The organism is Streptomyces sp. NPDC055013 (assembly GCF_053608645.1).
Window position 1 is genome coordinate 39,070 of sequence record NZ_JBSGVW010000053.1, and the last position, 11,410, is coordinate 50,479.

Consider the following 11,410-nt stretch of genomic DNA (forward strand, 5'->3'; position numbering starts at 1 on the left):
TCGCCGAGGGCGATCACCCCGAGACGCAGCCCGTCCCGTTGAGCGTGAAGGCGCCCGGTGCCCCGCTGTTCCCGGTGTGGTTCGCCTGGTAACCGATGCTGACGCTCGCCCCGGGCGCGAGCGCCGCGTTGTACGAGGCGCTGCTCGCCGTCACCGCGCCGGAGGCCGGGGCGTACGTGGCTCCCCAGCCGTTGGTGATCGACTGGCCCGTGGGCAGGGTGAAGCCGAGCCGCCAGCCGTTGATCGCCGTAGTGCCCGTGTTGGTGATCGTCACGGAGGCGGTCAGGCCCGTGTTCCAGGCGTTGGTGGTCGCGGTCACCTTGCAGGCGCCGGGCTGCGGCTGGGGCGCCGGGCCGCCGCTGTCGAGGCCGAAGGAGGTGAGCACCCGGGCCGCCATGCCATAGCCGTACAGGTTGTGGCCGACGCCCTGCAGGCTGATCGCCTCGACGGGTGCCCGGTCGCCGGTGCCGCCGTAGCGGGTGCGGGTCCAGCCGGACTGGGGCGTGTCCGTGGCGGCCGGGGTCTGGCTGACGCCCTGGACATCCGTCCACTGCTTGATCATCTCTCCGAAGTTGGGGTGGCGCAGGACATCGTCCTCGGTGCCGTGCCACAGCTGCATGCGCGGGCGGGGTCCGGTGTAGCCGGGGTAGGCGCCGCGCACCAGGTCGCCCCACTGCTGCGGGGTGTGCGTGACGGTGCCGTTCGCGCAGGCACTGTTCCACTCGGAGCCGTCGGTCGTGGCGAAGCAGCCGAATGGGACGCCCGAGAAGGCCGCGCCCGCGGCGAACACGTCCGGGTAGTCGCCGAGCAGGACGTTCGTCATCATCGCCCCGGAGGAGATGCCGGTGGCGAAGACGCGGTCGGCGTCGGCGTCGTAGGTGCGGGTCACCCAGTCGACCATGGACCTGATGCCGACCGGGTCGCTGCCCCCGTCGCGCCGCAGCGCCTGCGGCGAGGAGACGTCGAAGCACTTGCTGCTGCGGGTTACGGACGGGTAGACCACGACGAAGCCGTACTGGTCGGCGAGCGTGTCGTACTCGGTGCCGTTGTACATGTCCGGTCCGGAGCCGGTGCACCAGTGCACGGCCACCAGAACCGCCGGGTTGGCGGTGACGTTGTCCGGCACGTACACGTACATCCGCAGGTTGCTGGGGTTGGTTCCGAAATCGGTGACCTCGGTCAGCGTCGCGGTCGGCACGGCATCGGCGGCCTGGGTGCGGGCGGCGGCCGTGGGGGCGGCGACGAGGAGGGTTGCCAACAACGGCAGCAGGGCGGCGAGCAGCGTCCGGAGCTTCCCTGTCGCGGTCGTGCGGATGGGGGTGGGCACGTCCTTGTCCCTTCTGGTCGCGGGAGGGGCCTCACGGTGAGGCATCGTGGCATGGACACGCTCGGCATGGAAGCGCTCCCACGCCCACTTCCACGCTCGACCCGGGAGAGCCCTTACCCCCACCAGGGCTGACGATTTCTTCCACGCAAAGCGTTGACTAGAAAGCGCTTGCCGTCTACGTTCCGTTCAACAGTGTGACCGGCTCACTGCGCAGCGCCCCCACATGGCCACACTGCCCGCACACGGCGTTCTGCATGACGTTCAACGTTCACGTACATGCTCGTGTCGCTCCTCTCGAAGGGACGCACCCCATGCGAACTCTCCCCCCACGTGCACGCCCGCAAAGAACGGCACTGGCGACGGCCGCGGCAACAGTCCTGGCCGCCGCGGCCGTCATCGCCCTCCCGCAGTCGGCCGGGGCGGCCGATACCTCGCCGGTCGGGTTCGGCGCCGGCACGACCGGCGGCGGCAGCGCCTCGGCGGTCACCGTCTCGACGCTGGACGCCTTCAAGGCGGCGGTCACCGGCGACTCGGCCAAGGTCGTCCGGGTCAACGGCCTCATCCCGCTGAGCGGCCAGGTGGACGTCGGCTCCAACACCACGGTGCTGGGCGTCGGTTCGTCGGCCGGCTTCACCGGCGGCGGGCTGCGCCTGAAGGAGGTCACCAACGTCGTCATCCGGAACCTGAACATCAGCAAGCCGGTGGCGCCGGCCGACGGCGTCACCGTCCAGGAGTCGACGAAGGTGTGGATCGACCACAACTCCTTCTCGGCCGACCGCGATCACGACAAGGACCACTACGACGGCCTGCTGGACATCAATCACGGCTCGGACAACGTCACGGTGTCCTGGAACACCTTCAAGGACCACTTCAAGGGCTCACTCGTCGGCCACAGCGACAACAACGCGAGCGAGGACACCGGGCATCTGAAGGTGACGTACCACCACAACCAGTTCAGCAACGTCTACTCGCGCATCCCCAGCCTGCGCTTCGGCACCGGGCACTTCTACAACAACTACGTGGCCGGCGCGGACACCGCCTGCCACTCGCGCATGGGCGCCCAGATGCTCGTGGAGAACAACGTCTTCCGCGACACCAAGATCGCCGTCACCACGAACCGCAGCAGCGACGTGGACGGCTACGCCAATCTGCGCGGCAACGATCTCGGCGGGGCCGCGACCGAGATCTCCCGGGTCGGCACGTTCACCACGCCGCCCTACGGCTACACCGCGGAGTCCGCGTCCACCGTCGTCGCCTCGGTGACGTCCGGCGCGGGCGCCGGGAAGCTCTGACCACCCCCACCTGGACGAAGATCGGCACTTCCGATCCGAGACCCCCACAACTGGAAGAAGGCATACGGGACATGACTTCACCAGCAAAGCCCCGCGCCCGCCGGCGCGCACTGACCGGCGGTCTGACCGCCCTCGGCCTCTCGTCTGTCATGATCACGACAGTCAGCGCGCCGCCGGCGAGCGCCGCCACCTGGCCGACGCCCAGCAGCAGCCAGCCGGTGAGCTCCACCATCTCCGTGTCCGGCGTCCGCGACGGCGGCATGGTCCGCTACTACGGCAGCGGCGACCTGGCCGGTGACGGTCAGGAGGAGGGCCAGGATCCGATCTTCAAGCTCGCGGCCGGCGCGACGCTGAAGAACGTCATCATCGGCGCGCCCGGCGCCGACGGCATCCACTGCGAGGGCAACTGCACCCTGCAGAACGTGTGGTGGGAGGACGTCGGCGAGGACGCGGCCACCTTCCGGGGCGGCTCCACCTACACCGTGACCGGCGGCGGCGCCAAGAAGGCCGCCGACAAGGTCTTCCAGCACAACGGGCCCGGCACGCTGAACATCTCCAACTTCGCCGTCAGCGACTTCAAGACGCTGTACCGCTCGTGCGGCGACTGCTCCACGCAGTACACGCGCAAGGTCAACCTCAGCAACATCGAGGTGACCGGCACGGGGTCCACCGCGCGTCTGGTCGGCATCAACGTCAACCGCAACGACGTGGCGACACTGCGCGGCATCACGATCCTCAGCGACGCCGGCCGCAAGGTCGTCCCGTGCCAGAAGTACAACAACAACACGGCCGTGGGCACGGGGCCGGACAGCACGAACTGCCTGTACTCCAGCTCGGACATCACCTACCGGTAGCACCCGCTCGCAGACAGTCCCCCACGGTGAAGGCGGCCGTCCGAAGCGTCCCCGCACGGCGCTTCGGGCTGGCCGTCGTGTCGTGTGCGGTCAGTTGCCGGCACGCGCGCGTGCGCTGTCGGAGCGGTCGTGCCCGTCCCGCGCGCGTACGTCCTCCGCGAGTTCCCGTCGGTAGTCCGCGTACGCGGCGCGCAGTCGGTCGCCCGGCCAGTCGGCGGGCAGGAGTTCAGGGGGCAGTACCGGGTCGGCGAGCAGGTGCCGCACGACGGCCGCGAAGGCGGTGAAACGGTCGGACGGCCGGCGCGCGTGGGCGACCTCGGTGAGCAGGGCGCGCCCGGTGCCGGCCCAGGCGTCCAGCGGCCACAGGCTCGCGGCGAGCTCGGGTGCGGGGCGGTCGGGGCGGGCCGTGTAGCGCTGGGCCACCTGGACGAGGTCGCCCGGCAGGGGCCGGAGCAGGTTGCCCGGGCGCAGCCAGACGCCCTCGCGGAGCTCGGCGAGCCGGAGCCGGGTCAACTCGGTGCGCAGTTCCGCGCGTTCGGCGGGGCCACGCCCCGTGACGGTGACGACGACCATCTCCCAGTCGCCGTCCCAGGGCAGGGTCTCGGGGTGGACGGCGTCGTCCTGCCGCCGCTGCCGTTCCAGGAGCCGGTCGCTGAGCCGGTAGACCGTGTCGGCGCGCCGCAGGTCGCCGGCCGCGACCATCCGGCTGAGCGCGGCCCGCACGGTGGACCCCGCAATCCCGAAGGGCTCCACGCTGCGCACCAGCTCCTTCACCGGCAGCTCGGGCGGATGCAGCCCCAGCAGCAGGCTCAGGACGACCGACCGGGCGGACAGCGGGCGCAGGTCCACCTCGTCGGTCGGCGGTGACGGGTTGTTCGGCATCGCCAGGTACCTTACGTGCCGACTGGCGTATTACAGGATTGCTACAACCGCAGCAATGATGCAACACTGGTGGCATGGTCTCGATACTCGCGCAGGAACAGTCCGGAGTCGCGCCGGAGCAGTCCGGGCAGTACGGCACCCACGACGTCACCAACCAGCCCCCTCCCCTGGCGCCCTATGACGCCTCCGAGGACACGGCCCTGATCGAGGGGCTGCGCCGCGAGGGTGCCGGGTGGGCCGAGGAGGACATCCGGCGGCTGGGCCTGCGGGCCGGGAGCGCCGAGGCGCAGGAGTGGGGTGAGCAGGCCAATCGCCACGAGCCCGTGCTGCGGACGCACGACCGGTACGGCCATCGTGTCGACGAGGTCGAGTTCCATCCGAGCTGGCACCACCTGATGCGGGTCGCGGTCGGCGAGGGGCTGGCGGCCGCTCCCTGGGCGGACGAGCGGCCCGGGGCGCATGTCGCGCGGACCGCGGGCGGACTGGTGTGGGGGCACACGGAGGCGGGACACGGCTGCCCGGCGTCCATGACGTACGCCGCGGTCCCCGTGCTGCGCCGGCAGCCCGAGCTCGCGAAAATCTACGAACCGCTGCTGACCAGCCGGGAGTACGACCCGGAGCTGCGCGTGCCCACCGAGAAGCCGGGTCTGCTCGCGGGCATGGGGATGACCGAGAAGCAGGGCGGCTCCGACGTCCGTACGAACACCACCACGGCGTCGCCGACGGCCGAGCCCGGCGTGTACACGCTGCGCGGGCACAAGTGGTTCACCTCGGCGCCCATGTGCGACGTCTTCCTGGTCCTGGCGCAGGCGCCGGGCGGGCTGTCCTGTTTTCTCGTGCCACGTGTCCTGCCCGACGGCAGCCGCAACACATTCCGCATCCAGCGCCTGAAGGACAAGCTGGGCAACCGTTCCAACGCCTCCTCCGAGCCCGAGTTCGACGGCACCGTCGCCTGGCTGGTGGGGCCCGAGGGACGGGGCGTGAAGACGATCATCGAGATGGTCAACTGCACCCGGCTGGACTGCGTGATGTCCTCGGCGACGCTGATGCGCAAGACGCTCGTCGAGGCGGGGCACCATGTGCGTCACCGCAGCGCGTTCGGGGCGCGACTGGTCGACCAGCCACTGATGCGCAACGTCCTGGCCGACCTGGCACTGGAGTCCGAGGCCGCCACGACGCTCACGCTACGGCTGGCCGGTGCGGCCGACCGGGTGGTTCGCGGGGACGACGCGGACGGGACCGAGGCGGCGTTCCGCCGGATCGCCACCGCCGTCGGCAAGTACTGGGTCACCAAGCGGGGTCCGGCCTTCACCGCGGAGGCCCTCGAGTGCCTCGGGGGCAACGGCTACGTCGAGGAGTCGGGCATGCCCCGCCACTACCGCGAGGCTCCGCTCCTGTCGATCTGGGAGGGCTCGGGGAACGTCAACGCCCTCGACGTCCTACGGGCGTTGAGCCGTGAGCCGGGCACTGCGGAGGCACTCTTCGCCGAACTTGGCCTGGCACAGGGGGCGGACGCGCGTCTGGACGCGTCGGTGACCCGCCTGAAGTCCCTGCTCGCCGCGGGCTCCGAGGCCTCCGCCCGCCGCCTGGTCGAGCTGATGGCCCTCACCCTCCAGGCCTCCCTCCTGATCCGCCACGCCCCCACACCGGTCGCCGATGCCTTTTGCGCCACCCGACTGGCCGGCGACTGGGGCCACGCCTTCGGCACGCTGCCGGACGCGGCGGACGTGGACGGGATTCTGGGGCGGGCGCTGCCGGGTGTGGGATGACGGCTGAAGGCTGAGGTGCGGCCCGGGGGGGGCGGTGGCACCACAGGGCGGCCAGGAGAGAGCAGGACTGACCGGCTGAGTGCCGCCCACGGGATACGGGCAAGCCCACGCGCGGGGGGCTCGCCATCGGGTGACTCCCGGCGCCGGGCGCCGGGAGTCTGACGGATGAGGGCGTGCTGCCCGAGGGACGTGGGCCGGTGGATCAGGCGTGAGCACTGTCCGGCATGCCCCGTGGTGCGGTCCGGCAAGGGACGCGGACCACCGACCCCGCGGCCCAGCTCCGCCCGAGCCTGCCGCCGCCGTAGTCCCTTTCTTGGCGCCCCGTCGCCCCGTCGCCGCGCGGCGCCGTCGGCCAGTGCCGCGCGACGCGCCGTCTCGATCGCGGCTGGGACCGCACTGCTTCATGGACGGGTTGGATGGAACCGCTGCCGGGCCGCCTCCTGCGCCGCCGCCGAGGCAGCCACGGGCCGTGCCCCTACGGCCGTCACCCCGTCGTCCGGCCACCCCACAGCGGCCCGAAGCGTGCCCACTCGTAGCCCCAGTGGTCGATGCGGTGGCTCTCCAGACGGCTGCGAAGGGCTCGGCCGGCGAGGAAGGGGACGGAGGCGGCGCAGAGGCCTGCGAGGCCGCCGACCAGGGTGGCTCGGGTGCGGGCCTCGGAGGGGGTGGCGGGCCGGGTCACCAGACGGCCCTGCGGGTCCGTCCAGACGGTGACCGGCGTGCCGACGCCGCTGCCGGGGCGGACGCGGGCCTGGCCGGTGTGCGCGGAACCGTCCCGCGTGCTCCAGCGGACCTTCGCCCATACGTAGTCGCTGGTCGACGTGCCGGAGCGCGCGTCGAACGTGCCCGGTGCCTGTTCGGTGAGCAGGGCCACGACGGGCCGCCACTCGACGCGCTCCCGGGCCATTCCGTGCTCGACAGTGCGGGCCGTCGCCAGGCCGGCGAGCACTCCGCACAGGACAGTCAGTACCCAGGCGGCGAGGAGCACCCAGGCCTCCACCGCGTCGGCCCGGCGTTTGAGCGGATTGCGCCGCCAGCGCCACAGCCACACCTTCGGACCACGGAACGCCATCGAAGGCTTCCTCCTCATGAGGGCACGAACGTGCCTGCCGGACCGGCCGCCCTCCCATACGGGAGACGGGAGGCGGATGCTCACTGCACGTACCGGGATCGACCGTGGCACGGGTCACGCGGCCCTCGCCGGCGTCTTCGCGAAAGTGCCCGCGGCTCCCGCCTGAGGGCTATCATCGCCGCGCTGACCTGCGGCGTAAGCCTTTCCAGAGGTGACTGTCAGTGCCGGGGTGCAGACTGGCCGGTACCTGAGACAGAGACGTCGCGGAGGTGGTCGGCATGACCGAGGCAATGCTCGCCGTGGGCACGCGCAAGGGCCTGTTCATCGGGCGGAGGCGAGGCGGCACCTGGGAGTTCGACGAGAGCCCCTACTTCAACGCCCAGGCCGTGTACTCGGTCGCCATCGACACCCGCGGCGAGCGTCCGCGACTTCTGGCGGGCGGCGACAGCGCCCACTGGGGCCCGTCGGTCTTCCACTCCGACGACCTGGGCCGCACCTGGACCGAACCGGCCCAGCCGGCCGTCAAGTTCCCCAAGGACACGGACGCTTCGCTGGAGCGCGTGTGGCAGCTCCACCCGGCGGCCGCGGAACCCGACGTGGTGTACGCGGGCACGGAACCGGCGGCGCTGTACCGCTCGGAGGACCGCGGCGAGACCTTCGAGCTGGTCCGCCCGCTGTGGGAGCACCCGACCCGCTCGAAGTGGGTGCCGGGCGGCGGCGGTGAGGGCCTGCACACCGTGATCACCGACAAGCGCGACCCGCAGGCCGTGACGGTCGCCGTCTCGACGGCAGGGGTGTTCAGGACGGCCGACGGCGGTGCCAGCTGGTCGCCGTCCAACTCCGGTGTCTCCGCGGTGTTCCTGCCGGATCCGAACCCCGAGTTCGGTCAGTGCGTCCACAAGATCGCGCAGGACGCGGCGACGCCGGACCGGCTGTATCTGCAGAACCACTGGGGCGTGTACCGCAGCGACGACGCGGGCGCGAACTGGACGGACATCGGCGAGGGCCTGCCCTCCACGTTCGGCTTCGCCGTGGCCGCGCACCCCCACCGCGGCGAGACGGCGTTCGTGTTCCCGATCAACGCCGACTCGGACCGAGTCCCGGCCGACCACCGCTGTCGCGTCTTCCGTACGGCGGACGCGGGCAAGACCTGGGAGCCGCTGTCGGCGGGACTGCCGCAGGACGACCACTACGGCACGGTGCTGCGCGACGCGATGTGCACGGACGACGGGGACCCGGCGGGCGTGTACTTCGGCAATCGCAACGGCGAGGTGTTCGCCTCCGCCGACGACGGCGACAGCTGGCAGGAGTTGGCGTCACATCTCCCGGACGTGCTGTGCGTCAGGGCCGCGGTGGTCGGATGAGCCGTCGCGGCTCTGGGGCCGGCCTTGGCCACTGGTTGATCACCGCCGCCCGTGCGGCAGTAGGGTGACGCCCGTGGCACCACGACCCTTGCATGAAATCGTCGAAGCGGGCTGGGCGCAGGCCCTGGAACCCGTTGCCGAACGGATCGCCGGGATGGGCGACTTCCTGCGCGCGGAGATCGCCGCGGGGCGCACCTATCTACCGGCCGGGCCGAACGTCCTGAGGGCCTTCCAGCAGCCCTTCGACGACGTACGGGTCCTGATCGTCGGACAGGACCCCTATCCGACCCCCGGACATGCCGTGGGGCTGTCGTTCTCGGTGGCCCCCGACGTGCGTCCGCTGCCCGGCAGCCTCATCAACATCTACCGGGAGCTCAACACCGACCTGGGGCTGCCGCAGCCGTCCAACGGCGATCTGACGCCGTGGACCCAGCAGGGCGTGCTGCTGCTCAACAGGGCGCTCACCACGGCCCCGCGCAAACCGGCCGCCCACCGCGGCAAGGGCTGGGAGGAGGTCACCGAGCAGGCCATCCGCGCGCTCGCCGGGCGCGGCAAGCCGCTGGTCTCCATTCTCTGGGGCCGAGACGCCCGCAACCTCCGTCCCCTGCTCGGCAGACTCCCGTCGGTGGAGTCCGCGCATCCCTCCCCCATGTCCGCCGACCGCGGCTTCTTCGGCTCCCGCCCGTTCAGCCGGGCCAACGACCTGCTGATCGGGCAGGGAGGACAACCGGTGGACTGGCGTCTGCCGTGACCGGCCCCTCCGGATTCCTCGCCGTCGACTCAGGAGGGTCCGGCCTGCGAGTCGTCGTCGGCACCGTCGGTCGTGCGGCGACCGCCCGGCGGGAGTCCCGCGAACCGGTTCGCACCGAGGAGCGGGGCATCGACCCCGGGCATTTCATGGAGCAACTCGTGCCCATGGTGCGGGCACTGCTGGCCGAGGCCGGTGCGGACCGGTTGGACGCGGCCGCCGTCGGGGCTGCCGGGATGGCCAGCCTGGGTGATGCGCTGCGCGCCGAACTGCCGGGCGCGCTGCGGCGGGAGTTCGGCATCGGGCGGGTCGCGCTCGCCGCGGATGCCGTCGCCGCCTATGTCGGCGCCCTCGGGCCGAGACCCGGCGCCGTGGTCGCCGCCGGTACGGGACTCATCGCGATCGGCACCGACCTGGCGAACTGGCGCCGCGCGGACGGCTGGGGGCATCTGCTCGGCGACTGCGGCAGCGGCGCCTGGATCGGGCGGGCCGGGCTCGAGGCGGCGCTGCGCGCGCACGACGGGCGCTCGGGCGGATCGGCCCGCCTGCTGGCCCGCGCCGAGGAATGGTTCGGCCCGGTGCGGGAGCTGCCCGGGAAGCTGTATCCACGGCCCGACCGCCCTGCCGTCCTGGCCTCCTTCGCTCCCCATGTGGCCGCCTGCGCCGACGGCGATCCGGCGGCCGTCGACATCCTGCGGGCCGCAGCACGGCACATGGCCGACTCCGCGGCCGCCGTCTGCCCCACCACCGGAGAGCCTCAAGTCGCGCTCACCGGCGGCCTGTTCAAGATGGGGGACCCTCTCGTCGCGCCCCTGGAAGAGGAATTGGCGAAGCGCCTGCCGCACGCACGCAGGGTGCCGGCCACAGGGGATCCGCTCGACGGGTCGGTGCGCATCGCGACCGACCTCGCGACGGACACGCTCACGCTGCCGAGTGACGAGGCGATGCTCTGCGTGGTGAACGACAAGGGGGACTGATCCACCTAGGCCACCCGGTTCCACTCTGCACGTAACTCAATCAGACAAAAGCGGACGGATACCGCTCACCTGCACCCTCCCCGAACAGGGGAGCCCAAGAAGCCAGTAACATGCGTCGCCATGAGCTCCCCCACTGGGCCCGCGTCCGGCCTGCCAGTACGAATGCCGCGACCTCGTCAGCCCGGGCGGCACCGCCGACCCGAGCAGTTGGCGGCTCCCGAGGGCGCGCCCGCGCTCGTTCTCGCGGTGCCGGGCACGCCTAGCGCCGCGACCCGCAGTCTCGCCGAGGAGGTCGTGAGCATCGCCCGCTCCGAGCTCCCCGGCCTCGACGCCCGGATCGGGTACGTCGACGGCGATGACGTGGAGTTCCCCACTCTCCCGTCGGTGCTTGTGCACGCGGCCGAGGAGCGCGCCGCCCGTTACGAGCAGGCGATCGCCGCAGGGGTGGAGGCCAAGGAGCCGGAGGGCCCCGTCGCCGTCGTCGTGCCGCTGCTCGCCGGCCCGGACAGCGCGCTGCTGCGCGTCATCCGCCAGGCCGTGATGGACAGCCGCGTCGCGGCCGACCTGACCGATGTGCTGGGCCCGCACCCGCTGCTCGCGGAGGCGCTGCACGTGCGCCTGTCCGAGGCCGGTCTGGCCCGCGCCGACCGTGCCCGCCTGTTCACCGTGGCCACGGCCGCGGACGGCATCATCCTCGCCTCCGTCGGCGGCGAGGAGGCCGTGCAGGCGGCCGGGATCACCGGCATGCTGCTCGCCGCGCGCCTGGCCGTGCCGGTGATGGCGGCGGCTCTGGACCAGGAGGGCTCGATCTCGGCGGTCGCCGAGCAGCTGCGTTCCTCGGGCTCCCAGCAGCTGGCGCTGGCGCCGTACCTGATAGGGCCGGAGATCGACCCGAGCGTGGTCGCGGAGGCCGCTCACGAGGCGGGCTGCTCCGCCGCCGAGGCGCTCGGCCCGTACCCGGCGATCGGCAAGCTCGCCCTGTCGAAGTACACGTCGGCGCTGGGCATCGCCCCGCAGCAGGCGCAGGGCACGCCGGTCCGCTGACGTCGCCCATGTACACGTGACCGCACGGCTGATGTGCGCGTCGCCGCCGTCACGCCGAAGGGCCCGCTCCACGTCCGGAGC

10 protein-coding genes are annotated in these 11,410 nt (G+C 72.0%); 7 read left to right on the plus strand and 3 right to left on the minus strand.

Annotated features, from left to right (window positions below; translation table 11 throughout):
• Positions 1 to 13: 13 nt before the first annotated feature.
• Positions 14 to 1,327, minus strand: a complete 1,314-nt coding sequence (locus tag ACWGDB_RS39075; RefSeq protein WP_453826810.1) for an extracellular catalytic domain type 1 short-chain-length polyhydroxyalkanoate depolymerase — start codon at positions 1,325 to 1,327, stop codon at positions 14 to 16.
• 311 nt (positions 1,328 to 1,638) lie between these two features.
• On the opposite strand from ACWGDB_RS39075, the gene ACWGDB_RS39080 reads away from it, so the two are divergent.
• Both ACWGDB_RS39080 and ACWGDB_RS39085 read left to right on the plus strand, forming a co-directional pair.
• On the plus strand, positions 1,639 to 2,619 hold the full coding sequence (locus ACWGDB_RS39080; RefSeq protein ID WP_453826811.1) for a pectate lyase family protein: 981 nt from the start codon (positions 1,639 to 1,641) through the stop codon (positions 2,617 to 2,619).
• A 71-nt stretch (positions 2,620 to 2,690) separates the two neighbouring features.
• Complete coding sequence (locus ACWGDB_RS39085; protein WP_453826812.1) at positions 2,691 to 3,473, plus strand: pectate lyase; 783 nt, start codon at positions 2,691 to 2,693, stop codon at positions 3,471 to 3,473.
• Positions 3,474 to 3,563: 90 nt separating this feature from the next.
• Here the strand turns inward: ACWGDB_RS39085 and ACWGDB_RS39090 are convergent, their stop codons facing one another.
• Positions 3,564 to 4,355 carry a PaaX family transcriptional regulator C-terminal domain-containing protein gene (locus ACWGDB_RS39090; RefSeq protein WP_453826813.1) on the minus strand — a complete coding sequence of 264 codons (792 nt, stop codon included), beginning with the start codon at positions 4,353 to 4,355 and terminating at the stop codon, positions 3,564 to 3,566.
• Positions 4,356 to 4,429: 74 nt separating this feature from the next.
• Between ACWGDB_RS39090 and ACWGDB_RS39095 the strand changes: the two genes are divergently transcribed.
• Positions 4,430 to 6,124, plus strand: a complete 1,695-nt coding sequence (locus ACWGDB_RS39095) for a DNA alkylation response protein (RefSeq protein ID WP_453826814.1) — start codon at positions 4,430 to 4,432, stop codon at positions 6,122 to 6,124.
• Positions 6,125 to 6,608: 484 nt separating this feature from the next.
• On the opposite strand, the gene ACWGDB_RS39100 is transcribed toward ACWGDB_RS39095, so the two are convergent.
• The gene (locus ACWGDB_RS39100) at positions 6,609 to 7,196 is read right to left on the minus strand and encodes an Rv1733c family protein (RefSeq protein ID WP_453826815.1); all 588 of its coding nucleotides are present in this window, start codon (positions 7,194 to 7,196) and stop codon (positions 6,609 to 6,611) included.
• A gap of 278 nt (positions 7,197 to 7,474) precedes the next feature.
• Here ACWGDB_RS39100 and ACWGDB_RS39105 point away from each other — a divergent pair, with 278 nt between their 5' ends.
• From ACWGDB_RS39105 to ACWGDB_RS39120, 4 genes are all read left to right on the plus strand, one after another.
• Positions 7,475 to 8,560, plus strand: coding sequence for a WD40/YVTN/BNR-like repeat-containing protein (locus tag ACWGDB_RS39105; RefSeq protein ID WP_453826816.1), 1,086 nt, complete (start codon positions 7,475 to 7,477; stop codon positions 8,558 to 8,560).
• A 73-nt stretch (positions 8,561 to 8,633) separates the two neighbouring features.
• Entirely contained in the window at positions 8,634 to 9,311 is a 678-nt protein-coding gene (locus ACWGDB_RS39110; protein WP_453826817.1) for a uracil-DNA glycosylase, read from the plus strand.
• Positions 9,308 to 10,285 carry an N-acetylglucosamine kinase gene (locus ACWGDB_RS39115; RefSeq protein WP_453826818.1) on the plus strand — a complete coding sequence of 326 codons (978 nt, stop codon included), beginning with the start codon at positions 9,308 to 9,310 and terminating at the stop codon, positions 10,283 to 10,285. The genes ACWGDB_RS39110 and ACWGDB_RS39115 overlap by 4 nt, the downstream gene beginning before the upstream one ends.
• A gap of 120 nt (positions 10,286 to 10,405) precedes the next feature.
• Positions 10,406 to 11,329 (plus strand): sirohydrochlorin chelatase, encoded by a 924-nt coding sequence (locus tag ACWGDB_RS39120; protein ID WP_453826819.1) that lies wholly within the window; start codon positions 10,406 to 10,408, stop codon positions 11,327 to 11,329.
• The last annotated feature ends 81 nt before the right edge of the window (positions 11,330 to 11,410 follow it).

Coding starts and splice junctions, on each gene's coding strand:
- ACWGDB_RS39080 (WP_453826811.1), top strand. CDS start 1,639: ATGCGAACTCTCCCCCCACGTGCACGCCCGCAAAGAACGGCACTGGCG.
- ACWGDB_RS39085 (WP_453826812.1), top strand. CDS start 2,691: ATGACTTCACCAGCAAAGCCCCGCGCCCGCCGGCGCGCACTGACCGGC.
- ACWGDB_RS39090 (WP_453826813.1), bottom strand. CDS start 4,355: ATGCCGAACAACCCGTCACCGCCGACCGACGAGGTGGACCTGCGCCCG.
- ACWGDB_RS39095 (WP_453826814.1), top strand. CDS start 4,430: ATGGTCTCGATACTCGCGCAGGAACAGTCCGGAGTCGCGCCGGAGCAG.
- ACWGDB_RS39100 (WP_453826815.1), bottom strand. CDS start 7,196: ATGGCGTTCCGTGGTCCGAAGGTGTGGCTGTGGCGCTGGCGGCGCAAT.
- ACWGDB_RS39105 (WP_453826816.1), top strand. CDS start 7,475: ATGACCGAGGCAATGCTCGCCGTGGGCACGCGCAAGGGCCTGTTCATC.
- ACWGDB_RS39120 (WP_453826819.1), top strand. CDS start 10,406: ATGAGCTCCCCCACTGGGCCCGCGTCCGGCCTGCCAGTACGAATGCCG.